Annotated in this window: 11 protein-coding genes, 3 tRNA genes and 2 pseudogenes; 9 read left to right on the top strand and 7 right to left on the bottom strand. The window is 50.4% G+C overall.

Annotated features, from left to right (window positions below):
• Positions 1–104: 104 nt before the first annotated feature.
• Positions 105–180, bottom strand: a tRNA-Asn gene (locus FJU30_RS20585).
• A 374-nt stretch (positions 181–554) separates the two neighbouring features.
• Between FJU30_RS20585 and FJU30_RS20590 the strand changes: the two are divergent.
• A pseudogene (locus FJU30_RS20590) lies at positions 555–818 on the top strand (LysR family transcriptional regulator); the annotation flags it as partial.
• 449 nt (positions 819–1,267) lie between these two features.
• Positions 1,268–1,531, top strand: a complete 264-nt coding sequence (locus FJU30_RS20595; protein ID WP_150436855.1) for a sigma-S stabilization anti-adapter protein IraP — start codon at positions 1,268–1,270, stop codon at positions 1,529–1,531.
• 387 nt (positions 1,532–1,918) lie between these two features.
• Here the strand turns inward: FJU30_RS20595 and cycA are convergent, their stop codons facing one another.
• A complete protein-coding gene (gene cycA, locus FJU30_RS20600; RefSeq protein WP_150436856.1) occupies positions 1,919–3,334 on the bottom strand; it encodes a D-serine/D-alanine/glycine transporter in 1,416 nt (471 codons plus the stop codon).
• A 344-nt stretch (positions 3,335–3,678) separates the two neighbouring features.
• Between cycA and FJU30_RS20605 the strand changes: the two genes are divergently transcribed.
• Positions 3,679–3,754: transfer RNA gene (locus tag FJU30_RS20605), tRNA-Lys, on the top strand.
• Positions 3,755–4,388: 634 nt separating this feature from the next.
• Here FJU30_RS20605 and FJU30_RS20610 read toward each other — a convergent pair.
• Together FJU30_RS20610 and FJU30_RS20615 are read right to left on the bottom strand one after the other, a co-directional pair.
• Positions 4,389–4,865 carry a GNAT family N-acetyltransferase gene (locus tag FJU30_RS20610; RefSeq protein WP_150436857.1) on the bottom strand — a complete coding sequence of 159 codons (477 nt, stop codon included), beginning with the start codon at positions 4,863–4,865 and terminating at the stop codon, positions 4,389–4,391.
• A 209-nt stretch (positions 4,866–5,074) separates the two neighbouring features.
• Positions 5,075–5,299, bottom strand: a complete 225-nt coding sequence (locus FJU30_RS20615) for a DUF2594 family protein (protein WP_150436858.1) — start codon at positions 5,297–5,299, stop codon at positions 5,075–5,077.
• Between the two features lie 576 nt (positions 5,300–5,875).
• Between FJU30_RS20615 and uvrY the strand changes: the two genes are divergently transcribed.
• From uvrY to FJU30_RS20635, 4 genes are all read left to right on the top strand, one after another.
• Positions 5,876–6,532, top strand: coding sequence for a UvrY/SirA/GacA family response regulator transcription factor (uvrY, locus tag FJU30_RS20620; protein WP_150436859.1), 657 nt, complete (start codon positions 5,876–5,878; stop codon positions 6,530–6,532).
• Positions 6,525–8,357: an excinuclease ABC subunit UvrC gene (uvrC, locus tag FJU30_RS20625; protein ID WP_150436860.1), complete on the top strand. Its 1,833-nt coding sequence runs from the start codon at positions 6,525–6,527 to the stop codon at positions 8,355–8,357. Before uvrY ends, uvrC begins: the two co-directional genes overlap by 8 nt.
• A 59-nt stretch (positions 8,358–8,416) precedes the next feature.
• The gene (pgsA, locus tag FJU30_RS20630) at positions 8,417–8,965 is read left to right on the top strand and encodes a CDP-diacylglycerol--glycerol-3-phosphate 3-phosphatidyltransferase (RefSeq protein ID WP_150436861.1); all 549 of its coding nucleotides are present in this window, start codon (positions 8,417–8,419) and stop codon (positions 8,963–8,965) included.
• 139 nt (positions 8,966–9,104) lie between these two features.
• Positions 9,105–9,180, top strand: a tRNA-Gly gene (locus tag FJU30_RS20635).
• A gap of 350 nt (positions 9,181–9,530) precedes the next feature.
• Here FJU30_RS20635 and FJU30_RS27285 read toward each other — a convergent pair.
• The 3 genes and pseudogenes from FJU30_RS27285 to FJU30_RS20645 form a co-directional block, all read right to left on the bottom strand.
• A pseudogene (locus FJU30_RS27285) lies at positions 9,531–9,718 on the bottom strand (hypothetical protein); the annotation flags it as partial.
• A 225-nt stretch (positions 9,719–9,943) separates the two neighbouring features.
• The gene (locus tag FJU30_RS20640) at positions 9,944–11,086 is read right to left on the bottom strand and encodes a cobalamin-independent methionine synthase II family protein (protein WP_191091657.1); all 1,143 of its coding nucleotides are present in this window, start codon (positions 11,084–11,086) and stop codon (positions 9,944–9,946) included.
• Between the two features lie 1,647 nt (positions 11,087–12,733).
• The gene (locus tag FJU30_RS20645) at positions 12,734–13,573 is read right to left on the bottom strand and encodes a helix-turn-helix domain-containing protein (protein ID WP_150436863.1); all 840 of its coding nucleotides are present in this window, start codon (positions 13,571–13,573) and stop codon (positions 12,734–12,736) included.
• A 233-nt stretch (positions 13,574–13,806) separates the two neighbouring features.
• On the opposite strand from FJU30_RS20645, the gene FJU30_RS20650 reads away from it, so the two are divergent.
• Both FJU30_RS20650 and FJU30_RS20655 read left to right on the top strand, forming a co-directional pair.
• On the top strand, positions 13,807–14,997 hold the full coding sequence (locus FJU30_RS20650) for an MFS transporter (protein WP_150436864.1): 1,191 nt from the start codon (positions 13,807–13,809) through the stop codon (positions 14,995–14,997).
• Positions 14,998–15,269: 272 nt separating this feature from the next.
• Positions 15,270–16,685, top strand: a complete 1,416-nt coding sequence (locus tag FJU30_RS20655) for an MFS transporter (protein WP_150436865.1) — start codon at positions 15,270–15,272, stop codon at positions 16,683–16,685.
• Positions 16,686–16,796 lie beyond the last annotated feature (111 nt).

A 16,796-nucleotide genomic window follows, 5' to 3' on the forward strand; every position in this document is an offset into this window, starting at 1 on the left:
CCGATGCGGAGGGGCAAATCAAAATGCACCGGGAAGAGTTTTCACGCTAACCTCTTGAATCAAAATAACATAAGGATTCACAAGGATGCATGAAAACAGGAAATTGGCTCCTCTGACTGGGCTCGAACCAGTGACATACGGATTAACAGTCCGCCGTTCTACCAACTGAACTACAGAGGAATTGTTTGATGCGGGGCATCATAGCGGCAGCGCGCCGCCTTTGTCAAAGGCTGCGCGCACTTTGGCGTGCTGACTGTCGAACTAATAATCAACGTATTGAATTTACTGACTGGTTTACCGCTTTGGCGATGATTTTTTCTGCTTATCGGACGGTGATGCACTGCGGCAGAGCAGCCATTGCTTTCGTATAGAGCAGGCGATGTAAACCGCCGCGGTCTGTTTGGCGGTTAAAAATTCTCTCTTCGTGCAGGTATTCCATTGTTTTTCCTTATCTGACCATGGGGTTATGCTTATTTGATCGAAGATACGCGATGGGGGTAATGATCTGGCGTGCTTTTTGCTTATTGCTATCAGTGACATATCAGGAGGTAGCAATGAACTTTAGACGGCTTAAATATTTTGTGAAAATTGTCGATATTGGTAGTCTCACCCAGGCAGCTGAGCTGTTACATATCGCACAGCCGGCACTAAGTCAGCAGGTTGCGACGCTGGAAAATGAGCTGGAGCAGCAGCTTCTGGTCCGCAATCGTCGCGGCGTGACGCCCACGGAAGCGGGCAGGGTATTATATGGTCACGCTCAGGCAATCTTACGACAGTGTGAGCAGGCAAGGATCGCGGTTAACGACGCCAGGCAATCCTGAAAAACGTCTCTATATTCATGTGACAGACCGCCAGCAAGCGGTTTGTTACATGAAATCTGCATCTTCTTTATAGAATGTTATTCTCCGCACGGTTGTTTTCCCGCCTGGTGTCGTTTTTATCTTCGCAACTGGTTATAATCCCGGTAAAGATGGCATGTTACATTCTGTATTAATCGATACATATCCTGAATAAATCGAGTTGTGGGAAGGTTATCGGCAGCAACTTCCATGGTGCGGGCTTCGGCGCGTGACCGGGGAAACGACATTGCCGGCGCGGACCGTTCTGAATGCCGGCGGCGTGCAAGGACTCAGGTATGGCTGGCAGGCTAAGCTGACATTCCAGCGGCTTGAGGCATGACGGGTATAGCGGTGATCTCGTTCAGCAGTATGATGACTGGCATAGGGTGCATCTAAAGCCTCAGTATTCCCTTGATTAAGGAGTTCAAATGAATAATCTTCTCTCCCAACTGCTGCTCAATCTTGCTGAAAAAGAGGCCGCGGAGAAAGAACTGCATGCTAAGGTGGAATCGCTGGAAGTGTTGGTCGCCGCGATAATTTCTACCTTAAGCAGAGAAAAATCCGCTGAGGTAATAGAAAAAATCGAAAGCGCGCTGGCTGATATTGCCCGTAATAATGGGGGCGCGATGAAGTCTGATTTGGAATTGCTTAGTCATAATATTGCACGTATTACTTCTGTTGCAACACGTTGAATATAATGTTTTCTATCTGAGACGACTCTGGTTAAGATCGTGCTCCATATGGTTATCGCGGTTTAAATGATATGCTTAAATTTTGTTAAATTATTAAAGCGAATTAGCGTCCGTCAGGATATAGACTCAATACCCTCGTACATTAATGCTTCTCTTCTGACCATGCTACAACATATAACAGATGGTAAGATAAAGAGAATAAACACTAAAACAGTGAATTAAACTTTACTCATAATATTGTTGTCACTGTAACCGGTAGCGGCAGGTATGGCGCCATTATACGAGGCTGTTTAGCTAAATAACGAGAAGAGGACGAATAATTGTCCGATCGCGGCCACGGTGAATCATTAAACAAAAAGCGCTGATATTATCAGCGCTTTTTTTCGATCAGACTACTCGTTTTTTCTTACGGATAAAGAAGTAAGCCACGGCCAGGGTAATAAACCACAGCGGCGTGACGGTGAGCGCCTGCAGCGTATCGGGCTGCAGGGTAAGCAGCGCGATGACGAAGACGAAAAATGCCAGACACACCCAGCACATCAGTTTGCCGGCCGGCATTTTGTAGCCCGAGCTCTTGTGCAGGTCCGGGCTGCGTCGGCGATAAACCAGATAGGAGCACAGGATAATGCTCCATACGAACATAAATAGAATCGCTGAAACCGTGGTGACGAGGGTAAATACGGTCATGACATTTGGGATCAGATAAATAAGCACTACGCCGGACAGCAGGCAGATGCAGGAAAACAGCAGGCCGCTGGAGGGCACGGCGCGTTTAGACAACCGGCCGAAGCTCGCGGGAGCATCGCCTTGTTTAGCCAGCCCGAATAGCATACGGCTGGTGGAAAATACGCCGCTGTTGGCCGAAGAGGCGGCGGACGTCAGCACGACAAAGTTAATAATACTTGCGGCGGCGGGCAGGCCGGCCAACAGGAACATTTCAACGAACGGACTGCGATCGGCCACGATTGAGCGCCAGGGGGTCACCGACATGATCATGATTAGCGAGAATACATAGAACATGATGATGCGAATGGGGATGGCATTGATGGCGCGCGGCAGAACGGTGTGTGGGTCTTTGGTTTCGGCCGCGGTGGTGCCGACCAGTTCAATGCCGACAAAGGCAAACACGGCAATCTGAAAGCCGGCGAAGAACCCGCCTATGCCTTTCGGAAACATGCCGCCGTCATTCCACAGATTGTTGAACGTGGCGATATGGCCGGTTGGCGAACGAAAGTGCATCATCACCAGCGCAACACCAGTGATAATCAGCGCGACAATCGCAACGATTTTAATCATGGAGAACCAGAACTCCATTTCGCCGAACATCTTGACCGTAGCCAGATTCAACGTCAGCAAGAGCAGTACGCACAATAATGAAGCAATCCACTGCGACAGGTCCGGAAACCAAAACTGGGCGTAAGCGCTGATGGCAACAACATCCGCGGTGCCCGTCACCACCCAGCAGAACCAGTAGGTCCAGCCGGTAAAAAAACCGGCCCACGGGCCGAGCAGGTCGGTGGAGAAATCGCTGAATGATTTATAATCCAGATTGGAAAGCAGAATTTCGCCCATGGCGCGCATCACGAAAAACAGCATGAAGCCGATAATCATATAGACAAAGATGATTGACGGCCCCGCCAGGCTGATCGTTTTCCCCGAGCCCATGAACAAGCCGGTACCGATGGCGCCGCCGATGGCGATGAGTTGTATATGGCGATTGGTCAGATTTCGCCGCAGACTCTGGCCGCCGGCGCGGGTCGGCGCGGCCTTTGTCTGTGTCGTCACTTTCGATTGATCTACCATTTGGTTCGTATTTCCTGTTTTTGTCTGTGATGTTGTGTTGAGCTCTTCTGGCTCTCTGTGCGCTATGCGATCCCCGTAAGCCGGGATGATATTAATAGCACAGCAAAGCAGGCCTGCGCTGCGCAAGATCGCAAATTATATGAGGCGTCACGGATATATTAACGTGCGTTTTTTGTACCAGGGAGCGTGACAATCTGAAATAAAAGGAGTGCAGAGCTGACGGGCGCTAAGACTAGCAAAAACGGCCCGTGCGGACAATGTTATTTTCCGGTTGGGAGAGCAGTAGAAAAAAATGCGTGAAATATTTGACAGCGGGCGTCAGTAGTATAATAATCCCCGCCGTTGGGTCGTTAGCTCAGTTGGTAGAGCAGTTGACTCTTAATCAATTGGTCCGGGGTTCGAGCCCCCGACGACCCACCAACACTCCTTTTTATCTCGCTAATTTTCTTATCGGCTCTGTTTCAATTCTGTCCATTCTCCTCCTTAATACATCAGACTATTCGTCGCCGCTGCTGTTGCAAAACGAAATACAGTTCAATCAAACAATAAAACATGCGCTGATTTATTGTCCGGACCGTCGGTCCTTTTTTATCGTAGCCAGACTTCAGGTACAACCAGCGCTGGCTCGATCAATTATTCGCTCGTTTCTTATACGCCGACTGTACGCGTCGCTATCTGTGTTCTGACGATGCCATCGTTTGCGGTTTTTCAGCCGATCAACCTCTATTCGTTATATATTGGTTATACTTCAGGCGGCAGGCGCGTTGGGTGATCTCAATTATTCGACTCATTCTTGTCGGGCTATCGACAGCGACGCTCCAGATCGTTCCCGATAATTCGTTCCCGGTTTGCCGATTTACTGCCGCCCCTGATTATTCAGCGTATATATCATTAATCAGATGTTAAAAATAGTGGTTGTTTAATTTAACCGTGATGAAAAAGTAAATAAAATTAAGCGTTCGATGTGTTGATATACTGTTTTTCCTGTACAGCATCAAACTAATTCGTCGGAATACCGGCGCGGTTTCGCCCGCCCGCGCCGGTTGAACGGTGTTCAATCCAGATCGGCCGACATCTCGACGCACCGTAATGCTCTGTTCGCCGTGCCGGAAAAATACTCGCTTATTTTCAGTATGTTAAATCCATTTTTTTGGTAAAAAGGCACGGCGTTGGGCGTGGAGGACAGATAAAGTTTTTGTATTTCTCGCCGTTTTGACTCTGCTTTTATCGCGTTCAGAATTTGGGTGGCGAACCCACGACGCTGGTATTGCGGCAGGGTAAAGATAGCCTCGACGCTACATGCCTCAATATCCAGAAAGCCGGTTGCGACGGGCTGCCGGGTGAACGGATCGTCAATAACAAAAAACGGTGTGGCGGCAATCGCGCGCCGATAACCTTCCGGCATGAGATCCGGAGTAAACGCGGCTATCGTTTCATCATCATATATCTCTTTACAACTGCTCCTGATGGATTCATTTCTGACCCTCCAGAGGGATTCCGCCTCATCAGGATGCGCATGCCTGACCGCCATTTCTTTTTCTCCGTACGGGATAATCGCTGAGGAATCTTTAATGTAGCATAGCAAGGAAGACGGGGGGAGACGTACCGGGTAAAAGGGCGAGGAGGCCGGGGCGGATCTGACTGACGGAACGATGCTAATCAATCCGCCGATATTTTCTCCCCGGCGAAATAAAAAATAATAGCGCTGATCAGAATCTGATATGGCCAGCGCTATTATATTTACTGGCGATATGCGTGTTTGATTTGTTTTACGGTTTTGGTGAAAACTTCAGCCTGTGCCGGATCTTCAATTTGCGGAATATATTTTTCCATATTAATGATGACTTTCCCGGCATCAGCCTGGCCGATGTATTTGAGGATGAATGAAAGGGTTGCCTTCAGGCAGGCAACTTCGTGCGCCAGCGTAGCTTCAGACGGGCTGGTGGAAAAATCGACTTGGCTCATTTTTTCTCCTGGAATAAAGAACAGCAGGCATCAGGCTCTGCGTTGCTAATATAGCAGAATTTGCGCCTGTTGGCAGTATTGGCGCTGCGCTTCGGCCGGATGTGCGCTAAGTTTTTATGATGATCCCGTGATTATCCTGATCGGATATAATTTCCTTTATCCGCCAGTGCGGCTGGTGGTATTTTCTGGCGGATGACCGTCCGGCTATTCAGCGAGTATGGACGGTAACCGGCGTGCATTAATGACGACGTTGTCGGCCGCTTGTTAATTAATTTTGTGTTGACAGCCGATAAACTTTATGTGCGGCAAATATGTAACATAAATAGAGGAATCGCGTTTCGCCAACGCTGCCGGTAAGATTTGTAGGAGTGGTGTTTTAAATATGTGATCGATATGTGTCTTTTCTCCCCGGGGAGATTGCTATTATTAACGTTTTCTGCAGGGATTATCTTTCCCGCGGAGCCGTAAAAATATAGACTTTCCCTGATAATGAATTCACTATTTTTGACGTTGTCGCGTATCATACGCAGAAGTTAATTCTGCATATGATACCTTCCTTTTTTTGGAGAATGTTCTTTGATAAGCGTTTTTCTTGTTGATGACCATGAACTGGTGCGGGCAGGGATACGGCGCATTCTTGATGATATCAAAGGTCTCAGGGTAGTCGGTGAGGCGCAGTGCGGCGAAGAAGCCGTGAAATGGTGTCGCAACCATCATGTCGATGTGATCCTTATGGACATGAATATGCCTGGGATTGGTGGTCTTGAAGCTACGCGTAAGATTGTACGTTTTTCTCCTGATATAAAGATTATCATGCTGACTATTCATACCGAAAACCCGCTGCCGGCGAAGGTTATGCAGGCTGGGGCTTTTGGCTATTTGAGTAAGGGCGCGGCGCCGAAAGAGGTTATATGCGCGATTCGGGCCGTCCATGCGGGAAAACGATACATCGCGTCCGACATCGCTCAGCAGATGGCGCTGAGCCAACTGGTGCCACAGGCGGAAACCCCGTTGGATTGCTTGTCTGAACGTGAACTGCAAATTATGCTAATGATCACCAAAGGGCAGAAGGTTACCGAAATCTCAGAGCAACTGAATTTGAGCCCGAAAACGGTGAACAGTTACCGATACCGGATGTTCAATAAACTGAACATTCATGGCGATGTCGAATTGACTCACCTGGCTATCCGGTACGGGCTTTTTAATGCGGAGACGTTGTTAAGCAGTGAGTGAGCGTTTTGATTCTGCGGCGTTTCTTAAAACGGTGACCAGCCAGCCTGGGGTCTACCGTATGTACGATGCCGACAATACCGTGATCTACGTTGGCAAGGCTAAAGACCTCAAAAAACGTCTGAGCAGTTATTTCCGCAGCCATGTCGGCAGCCGTAAAACCGAGGCGCTGGTTAAAAATATTGCGCAAATCGATGTAACCGTTACCCATACCGAAACCGAAGCGTTACTGCTGGAGCACAACTACATCAAGCTTTACCAGCCGCGTTATAACGTGTTGCTGCGTGATGACAAGTCCTATCCGATGATTTTCCTCAGCGGCGATCGGCATCCGCGCCTTGCGGTGCATCGGGGCGCAAAACATGCCAAAGGCGAGTATTTTGGTCCTTTCCCTAACGGCAACGCGGTGCGCGAAACGTTAATTTTGCTGCAAAAACTGTTTCCTGTGCGTCAGTGCGAAAATAGCGTTTATCGCAATCGTTCGCGCCCGTGCCTGCAATACCAGATTGGGCGTTGTCTCGGCCCCTGCGTCAGCGGACTGGTGAGCGAAGATGACTATCGCCAGCAGGTGGATTATGTTCGCCTGTTTCTGTCAGGTAAGGATCAGCAGGTGCTCAATCAGTTGATTGCCCGGATGGAAGCAGCCAGTCGCCAGCTTAAATTTGAAGAGGCCGCGCATATCCGCGATCAGATCCAGGCGGTGCGTCGCGTAACCGAGAAGCAGTTTGTCTCCGGCGACAGCGAGGATTTGGATGTTATCGGGGTGGCTTTTGAAGCCGGCATGGCCTGTATTCACGTTTTGTTCATTCGTCAGGGGAAGGTGCTGGGCAGCCGTAGCTATTTTCCCAAAGTGCCGGGTGATACCGAAAGCGGAGAAGTGGTGCAGACCTTTGTCGGGCAGTTTTATCTGCAGGGGAGTCAGGCCCGGACGCTGCCGGCGGAGATTCTGCTGGACTACACTTTACCTGATAAGACGCTGTTGTCTGATACATTGTCCGGGGTGGCGGGGCGCAAGGTGCAAATTCAGACCCGGCCGCGCGGCGATCGCGCCCGCTATCTGAAACTGGCCAGAACGAATGCCCACACGGCGTTGAACACCCGGCTTTCACAACAGACGACCATCCGGCAGCGGCTGACGGCGCTGGCCGATGTGCTGCATCTGACGGCGGTCAGGCGCATGGAGTGTTTTGATATCAGCCATACCATGGGGGAACAGACGGTCGCTTCCTGCGTGGTCTTTGATGAAAACGGCCCGCTGCGCGCGGAATATCGCCGTTATAATATTACCGGCATTACGCCCGGGGACGATTATGCCGCTATGACCCAGGTGCTCAGAAGGCGTTACGGCAAAGCGCTGGATGAGAATAAAATTCCCGACGTGATTGTTATTGACGGCGGCAAAGGGCAACTGGGGCAGGCGAAGGCGGTTTTTGATGCGCTGGACGTTCCCTGGGATAAAAGCCGGCCGCTGCTGTTAGGCGTGGCGAAAGGCAGCGATCGTAAAGCCGGGCTGGAGACGTTGTTTTTTGAAGCGACGGGCGAGGGGGTGGCGCTGCCGCCGGATTCGCCCGCGCTGCACGTGATTCAGCATATACGCGACGACTCCCATAATCACGCGATTAGCGGGCATCGCCACAAAAGAGCTAAAGTTAAGAGCACCAGTACGCTAGAATTCATTGAAGGCGTAGGTCCGAAGCGGCGGCAAACGCTGCTCAAATATATGGGCGGACTGCAACCGTTACAGAACGCCAGCGTTGAGGAAATTGCAAAAGTGCCGGGCATTTCACACGCATTAGCAGAAAAAATCTTCTATGCGTTGAAACACTAAGCGCGATGTAGCAACATACTCATTATTTTCCACTCCAGCCAGACAGTTACCTTAGCGCTATGCAATTTAATATACCGACGTGGATTACCTTGTTTCGTGTGGTTTTAATACCGTTTTTCGTCCTGGCGTTTTATCTGCCGTTCGTCTGGGCGCCTGCGGTATGCGCCATTATTTTTGTTTTTGCTGCGGTAACGGACTGGTTCGATGGTTTCCTGGCCCGCCGTCTGAAGCAGACGACCCGCTTCGGCGCTTTTCTTGACCCGGTAGCGGATAAGGTTATGGTGGCGATCGCGCTGGTGCTGGTGGCCGAACATTACCATGCCTGGTGGATCACGCTGCCCGCCGCCACTATGATTGCGCGCGAAATTATTATTTCCGCCTTGCGAGAATGGATGGCGGAAATCGGTAAACGCAGCAGCGTGGCCGTTTCCTGGATCGGTAAAGTGAAGACCACTGCGCAAATGCTGGCGCTGGTCGCCTTGCTGTGGCGTCCGGAGCCGCTGGTTGAGGGCGCGGGGGTGATTGCGCTGTATATCGCGGCGGTATTGACCTTCTGGTCAATGTTTCAGTATCTGAACGCGGCGCGCAACGATCTGTTTGAACCTTGATCGAGACGCCGTAAAAATCGGCAAACGAACGCAACGAGTCGATAATTTTATTGACTCAATGCGTCAGGTCAGTAGAATGCACCGCATCAACGGCAGCATGCTGACCATGAAAAATAACGGTTAGTTAGTTTAGCCGGATGCGGGAATAGCTCAGTTGGTAGAGCACGACCTTGCCAAGGTCGGGGTCGCGAGTTCGAGTCTCGTTTCCCGCTCCAATTCTTGTTCTATAGACAGCCACAAAAGTCTGTAGCTCTCTGATTCAACAGGGTAATCGCTCTGTTGAGTATCCAGCGAAATCCACCGTCAGCCACGCCGAAGTAGTACACAAATTAGTACCAGAAAATCGGGTGCGTTATCGATGCGGATTGTTTGCTGAGTCGCTTCCCTGTGCGCGATACACCTCTCTTCAACCTTGAAAGAGGCAACCCCTATGGCGTTAACCGATGCCGTCGCCCGGCAGGCCCGCACCACCGACCCTGTATATAATTATGCGCAAATACCTTTCTCTGAAGTGACCGTCCAGGCGATCATCCGGCTCGATAATAAAGCGGCTCATCGCCATTTGTCAGTCCCTTAGCGGCATCGTCTATTTTGTGGTGCTTTGTGGTGCCGCCTGTATTGCCAGCCACGCTGCTTGTCTCAGTGAGTCAGCCGTTGGCGACTCTTTGCGATTTTTGACGGCATGCGCGCTGTTTAGTGATTCGATGGCATTGGTTGTGTAATCACCTTGCGGATGTCCGTCGGGCAGGCGAATGCTTTCGGTGCCTGTAGCCCTGTCTCTTACGTGGGGGGCCGATGATTGTGTTCTGACCACGGAGGAAAACGATGCCCACCTTCTGCGGTGAACACCGAATAATGCCTGAGCCGCAAGCGCAAACAGCCTATTGAAATTGTTACATTCTATAGGCTGAAAAAGGGGATGGAAGAGATAGCCCGCATGCACGAGAATGCTCGCCCCATTTAGCCCTCGACCATACGTCAGTCCGGGGCGGACTCACGCGAAGGCGCCTGCAGCGCCTCTTCCGCCACCTCGCGTACCAGCTGCAGCTTTTTGGCCTGATCTGCAGTGGTTAACGGATTGCCTTCCCAGGTCGAGGCAAAGCCGCATTGAGGTGAGAGACCGATCTGTTCGCGCGGTATAAAACGGGTCGCCTCATCAATTCGCGCTTTCAGCAGATCTTTTGCTTCAATATCCGGCCGCTTGGTAGAAATTAATCCAAGGATAACCCCTTTGCCCCTGGGAACCAGCGCCAGCGGTTCAAAGCTCCCGGAGCGAGGGTCGTCGTATTCCAGAGAATAAAGGTCGAAACTCCGCGCCCCTTTGAACAGCGCCTCGGCGATGCTCTCATAGCCGCCCTCGGCATAGAACTGTCCTGCATTGTTGCCGCGACATATATGCAAGCAGGTTGTTATCCCTTCCAGACCGTTTACCACCTCGTCGATGCAGGCAATACCCTCTTTGAGTAAGCGCTCAGTATCAATGCCCGTCTGAGCCTTCACTCCTTCCCTTAACAATGGGTCGATTAGAATAGCCAGTTCCGGCGCGTCGATCTGCACATATTCGCAACCCAGAGCACGCAACTCTTCGATTTCTTCCCGAAGCAGTCTGGCCACGTCATGAAAAAGGTCGAATATATCGGGATAGGCCGCCGCTGAATGAGACGCGGACCAGAACGACCATGCGAGGAGCGGCGAGGGCAGCGTGATCTTCTTGGGCCGGTCGGTGATAGCACGAAGAAAGGTGAACTCTTCGACCGATACGGCCTTCTTGCGCGCGAGCTTGCGGGTAACTACCGGCACAACGGGCGTTTTCGCGTTCGTGGTCTGCGCTGTACCTTTCAGGCCACGCCATTCCAGTCCAGGAAAATTGGACGACGCCGTAAGGTCAAAACCCGACAGCGCATCAAAAAACCAGGAGAAGAACATCGATCGACGCTGCTCGCCGTCGGTCACTACCTCCATGCCGGCAGCTTCCTGAACTGCGACTGCCTCGCGCACGGCGCGATCCTCGACACGTTTGAACTCCGTCGCTGAGATTTCGCCCGCCTCGAAACGCTTGCGCGCCTCTTTCAACCATTCCGGCCGGAGCAAAGAGCCAATCTGTTCTACTTTGTACATCATTCCAACCTCGTTTCTTTTCCGTTTAGTCTGCAGTAATGCGGGGAAGAAAAGCATCTAATATCTTGTCCTGACCGCCGCGATCTATATTAGATGGCTGTTTTGACAACGTAACCCGCTCCCCGTGGATAAGTATACCCCGATGTTAGCAGTGTTCGCTGCTGGTACAAAACGGCTTATTGCCGGGGCACGTCGGTTATGAAGCGATGAACGGACTGGGCATGGCTTCAGCAAATGTCCGCAACGCAGGCTTGAGTAACTCAGTCGTGAGCTTTCAGGTAATAAAGGCTCACGCCGGCTCATTCGGCTGAATCCGTTTTGACATGATGCAAGTGATGTGTTCAGGGCTTGTCGAATTTCGATACGTCATGCCTGATGACGCGGTCAATACTTTTAACTTGATGCATTGGAATATAACGCCGCGAAAATACTCGCTTAACGTTGAAATAATCGGGCTTCAGCCCATTTATTCAGATCGGGACTGAAAGTGCGCTTTGGGGCCATGGGGTTTTCGGATATTCAACGAGGAAAAAAGCGCCGTCGTTGTCTGACGGCCCTTAAGCTGTGTCCCGCCATTCATTTCCGCTAACTGACGATGAGAAAAATGTATTGATTTTATTTGTTTTTTGATTTTTTTGTGCAGTTTTTACTGCTGAGCCCTGTCAGGGGTGTGCGATTTTACATCGGTCAAATAATTGAGGGTCACAGCCTAAATAGCTTCGCGCATTGATGCTTCATTTTTGACCATGCCACAGCGCGTAACTGATGATAAGCGTATTAGGGTGTGTGCCGTAACTGTTTTTTGTACAGATCAGCATTGTTATAACTGTGCAAAAAACGCTTTTAAGCGATAAAACATTCCTAAAAATGCTCAATACTCAAGCCAAAATCATATTTCGGAAATGATTACTTCATCACTTTTTGGTATGCAGGGCGGTTAAGGAATACGCCCTTAAATAGCTATTAAAAACAGTCTATTATGATTTTATTATAATCCCGTTGTCACTTAACCTGCCGGGCACGTGTCGCGCTATTATGCGAAGCTATTTTGCTTTAGCCTCCGCTCTTCGTGCTGTTGAATGTCCGGGGCCACTGTCCCGGGAATGATGCGCCGGCGGGAAGATGGGCTGAGAGACATAGACGCAATTTTGCTGGTTAATCCCACCTGTTGTATGTGGACATTGCCGCTCCGCTGCCCGAATCTTGAGCCGATGCAGTGCGAAAAGGCGTCGGGAAAACGGTCGATGAGGAGGCGTGTGGTTTGTGGCGCGTCCTCCTGCCCGGGCAAGGCCTACACCTCGCCGCCGGCAAGCTCATCGAAGCTCGTCGGCAGACCGGCCGGCGAACAGCGCCGCCATCGCGATCGGCAGAACAGGGTGGCGCGACCTTGCCGCTTTGGCGCGATGATCTTGCGCGCCAGATCATCATTGCAGGTATACGGCCTCTCCCTGCGAGGACGGCCCCGGTCTGCCAGACCGCGCTCCCGGATATCTCTCCCGACATCCCGCCTCGCATGATCCCCCCCGAGCCCCGGAAATCAGTTATATAAATAGCTTCGCATAATAGCGCTACGCTTGCAGGACATGACATCCCACCAGTACTGGCTTCGCACGATAAGAAGTGGAGCATCAATGTGCGAAATTATTTATACTATTGCATTATTTCCAATAAACGTTGGCGATCGACCTCGTGTTGAGGATAGTAAATATTTAATCTGCTGCTGGAATCGTCACCGAAGTTCCACCATAGCTGTTTATCTAATAATATGTTACCCAGTCCAGCATGCTTATATACATATGACAGTTCCTCTGGCTGAAGCACGGTATTCTCTGCCCAGGCTTTATCAAAAACAGTCGATAATTTTCTAAAACTACCCACTTTTTTTTTCAGTATCTCGTCGTCAGGTTGTTTGGCCAAAGTATCCCTGAGGAAACCCGCCATTCTGGTTATTTGCCGCGCTAATTTTTCGTCATTATCGATACATAAGAATTTTCGCCAGGCCGGGTTGTTAATCGTCAGGTAAAGGTAATTTTTTTCGGTAAAGGGAAGGTCGTCGATACTAAAACCAATCATCAGGCTAAATGCCTTATTACAGGTGATAATATCTAAATAATCATTCTGTAATAGTGAGGGTAATGGATTTAGCTGTAATAGTAATTGAGATGTGTGACCGGAAATTGTACAGCAAGGATCTTTGTGACTTCTTGACTGTGGTGAAATTAAATTGCATAAATATTCGTATTCCGCTTTAGTCAGTCGCAATGTTTTCGAAATGGATATAAGGACTTGCGCTGAGATACCCGTCGCCTGGCCGCGCTCTATTTTACTATACCAAACGGTACTAATGCCTGAAAAATAAGCTACGTCATCCCTTCTCAAACCCGTGGTTCTGGTTCGGGTTGGCTTTGTCAGTCCCATTGTTTCAGGAGCAATACTTTCTCTTTTTGCCCGTAAGAAATCACCCACCAACTTTAGGTTATCTTGATTCATTTTTACCCTATACAATTTATACGTATCTAACCTGTTACTTGTACGGTATAAAACAACGGTCATAATGTCCACGGCTTCTATAAGGCATGCGCGCCGTTGCCAGGTTGCAAAGGATATCTCACTAACAATCTCCGGCTTGTCTCGTCCCCTCCCTCGGCGCCCGATCTTGCCAAATGGAATGCCATCGAATCTTTTTGCCTAATCAGGCGTTTATAAAACCATAAATGGACATTATGAACGAGTCTACGCATGAAATGAAACCTGCACTGACAGCGGGCAGAATGGTTCTGTTCGCCGCTGCGATAGGGGCCATGGTCGCCAATCTTTATTACGCGCAACCACTACTGGCCGAGATTGGACACAGTTTCGGTCGCCAGGCGACCCAGGCCGGGCTGCTCGTGACCCTGACTCAATTGGGCTATGGCATTGGCGTCTTGCTTATCGTCCCTCTTGGGGATGGCATGGACCGACGCAGGCTGACGTCGATCATGTTGGCCGTGTGTGTCGCCGCGCTTCTGGCGGCCGCCGCCAGTCCGGGCTTCATGATGCTGGCCGCCGCGAGTCTGGCGTTCGGCATGACCTCTAGCGCGACGATGGTGGTTATCCCGTATGTCGCGTCCCATGCCAGCGATGCCGAACGTGGTCGGCGCACCGGCCAGGTTATGACAGGTTTGCTGCTTGGCATTCTGTTGGCCCGCACCGTCTCCGGCTTTGTGTCGGTCTGGGCCGGCTGGCGCGCCATCTATGTGCTGGCCGCCGTGGTCGTAGCCATGCTGGGCATCGCCTTGCGCGGGGCGATGCAGCCTGATCCGCCGCGGCCGACAGTCCGGTATGGACGACTGCTGCGCTCTCTGGCCGGCCTGCTGCATGCCGAGCCGGAACTGCGTCGCCGCTCGCTCTATGCGCTGTTGGGGCTGGGCGGTTTCAGTGCGATGTGGACAGGGCTGACCTTCCTGTTGACCGATCCGCCTTACCGTTATTCCACGGAAACCGTGGGGCTGTTCGGGTTGCTTGGCGCGGCTGGCGCGCTATCGGCCAATTTTGCCGGACGACTCGGTGATCGGGGATTGGCACAGATGATGACCGGCGCTTTCTCCGTGCTGCTACTGGTATCCTGGAGCCTGCTGGCTATCGCGACCGATGCCATGGTCTGGCTGATCATCGGTATTTTCATGGCGGATGTGGCCGCCCAGGGTCTGCAGGTCACACATCAGTCGGTGCTGTATCGCCTTGCGCCCGAAATACGTTCGCGCATTACTGCGGTTTTTGTCACGTCGGGGTTCGTCGGCATGTCGCTGGGAACGGCGCTCGCCAGCCTGGGTTATGCCCACCATGGTTGGCCGGGAGTCTGCCTTATCGGTGCCGCATTCCCCGCGGCGCTGGTTGTTCACTGGCTGTGGAGCGCGGCCGGAACAACGCGGTGAGGAAGGGAAATGCCACCACTTATTGCCCAATTTACCTGACCGTAACAACGCGGTTTATCATTTATACGCATCTAACCTGTTCCCGCGCATAGGATCAAGCTGAAGGAAACAGGCGAAGAGAAAAGCATTTAAACCACTGGCGGATGCTATCGAAGGCGTGAAATTCAGAGAGGCGTTGTGTAAAGGAGGATGATCAGCGGAACACTGTTCTGGAGTTTGTATACCCGTTATTACCAAAGCTCATTAAATATATCCAACGTGGATCTAAATAAATGTTAAGCAAAAATAAAAGCAAAGAACTCTCGGCGTTTGGGGTACTGCTCCTTGTCGCGGGGCAGGTATTGCCTCAATTAGATTTTTCAATAGTTAATGTCGCACTTGACGTAATAGGCAAAGCATTAAAAACAGATGAAACAGGACTGGTTTTGATTGTTGCGCTATATGGTTTAATTTTTGCCGCGTTAATTGCTACCGGGAGTCGACTGGGCGATAAGTACGGAAGAAAACGGTTGTTTATGATCGGCATTATAGGATTTTGTATCGCTTCGGCAATTTGTGGATTCGCCACGGATATTATCTCTATGCTTGCCGGGCGAGTATTCCAGGGTTTTTTTGCCGCACTTCTGATGCCGCAAATACTGGCGACGATTCACACGACATTGGACGGTGATCGCCATCGTAATGCGGTAGGCATTTATACCTCCATTGCCGGCCTTTCTGTCGTTATCGGCCAGATGGTCGGAGGCTGGTTGGTTTCAGCAAACTTGTGGAATTTAGGCTGGCGAATTGCTTTTTTTATGAACGTTCCTGTTTGCCTCGTTATATTTATATTGGGTTATTTTGTTATCCCTGAAACTAAATCAGACGAAACTCAACAGCATATGGATGTCAGGGGGATCGTATTATTTATTTTGTGTCTGTTATTGGTCATGATACCCGTCTCTTTAGCAAAGCGCTGGCCTGAACTATGGTGGCTGTTACCGGGCGCGGTGCCTTGCGGCCTGTTGTTGTGGCGGGTGGAAAAGTCACATGAACTTGCCGGGCGTAAGCCAATCTTACCGCCATCCTTGTTTAAAACACCCATGGTTATTAATGGGTTTATAAGTGAAATGACCGTAACATTTACCTATCCTGGCTACCTGTTTGTTACCGCTCTATGCTTACAAAGCGCAATAGGGTTCGCGCCGTTTGAATCAGGGAACTCATTTATTGCACTCGGCGTCATGTTTTTTATAGGTTCATTGATAAGTAAACCATTAAGTCAACGGATTGGCGACCCTAAATCTTTTGCTCTGGGGTCGATTCTTTCAGTCGTCGGATTTTTAGCAACCGTCTTTTTATTTTATAATTTCAATTATGATTTGAAATTTTATGATTTATGGATAGCCACCGGCGCTGTAGGTTTAGGCGACTCGATTAGATTAACGTCGGCTTACAGGATTGCATTATCGCGAGTGGGGAAACACCATGCCAGTGAAGCGAGTAGCGCATTAGTAACCGTGCAGCAGGGGTGCGCTGCGTTAGGAACGGCATTTACTGGCGCCATCTATTCATTTGCATTAGTCCAGGGGTACTTAACTGCAATTACAATATCAATCAGTGTCGTGTCTTTGGTCGTGCTGTTGGTAGGCGGCTCTGTTTATATCAAAATCACTCGCGAGTTAAAAGAAAGCGTGAACCGGGCGTAAGCAAATAAAATAATAAGCGCGGCGTATTAAATAACTTCGCATATTTATGCTCCACCGCTCATCGGGCGGGGCCGGTACTGGTGGAATGTCATGTCCTGCAAGCGTGGCGCT

It is taken from the genome of Affinibrenneria salicis, assembly GCF_008710095.1.

What these genes read in the sequence shown, in the direction of transcription:
- FJU30_RS20595 (WP_150436855.1), top strand. Translation starts at nt 1,268, where the DNA reads ATGAATAATCTTCTCTCCCAACTGCTGCTCAATCTTGCTGAAAAAGAG.
- cycA (WP_150436856.1), bottom strand. Translation starts at nt 3,334, where the DNA reads ATGGTAGATCAATCGAAAGTGACGACACAGACAAAGGCCGCGCCGACC.
- FJU30_RS20610 (WP_150436857.1), bottom strand. Translation starts at nt 4,865, where the DNA reads ATGGCGGTCAGGCATGCGCATCCTGATGAGGCGGAATCCCTCTGGAGG.
- FJU30_RS20615 (WP_150436858.1), bottom strand. Translation starts at nt 5,299, where the DNA reads ATGAGCCAAGTCGATTTTTCCACCAGCCCGTCTGAAGCTACGCTGGCG.
- pgsA (WP_150436861.1), top strand. Translation starts at nt 8,417, where the DNA reads ATGCAATTTAATATACCGACGTGGATTACCTTGTTTCGTGTGGTTTTA.
- FJU30_RS20640 (WP_191091657.1), bottom strand. Translation starts at nt 11,086, where the DNA reads ATGATGTACAAAGTAGAACAGATTGGCTCTTTGCTCCGGCCGGAATGG.
- FJU30_RS20645 (WP_150436863.1), bottom strand. Translation starts at nt 13,573, where the DNA reads ATGAATCAAGATAACCTAAAGTTGGTGGGTGATTTCTTACGGGCAAAA.
- FJU30_RS20650 (WP_150436864.1), top strand. Translation starts at nt 13,807, where the DNA reads ATGAACGAGTCTACGCATGAAATGAAACCTGCACTGACAGCGGGCAGA.
- FJU30_RS20655 (WP_150436865.1), top strand. Translation starts at nt 15,270, where the DNA reads ATGTTAAGCAAAAATAAAAGCAAAGAACTCTCGGCGTTTGGGGTACTG.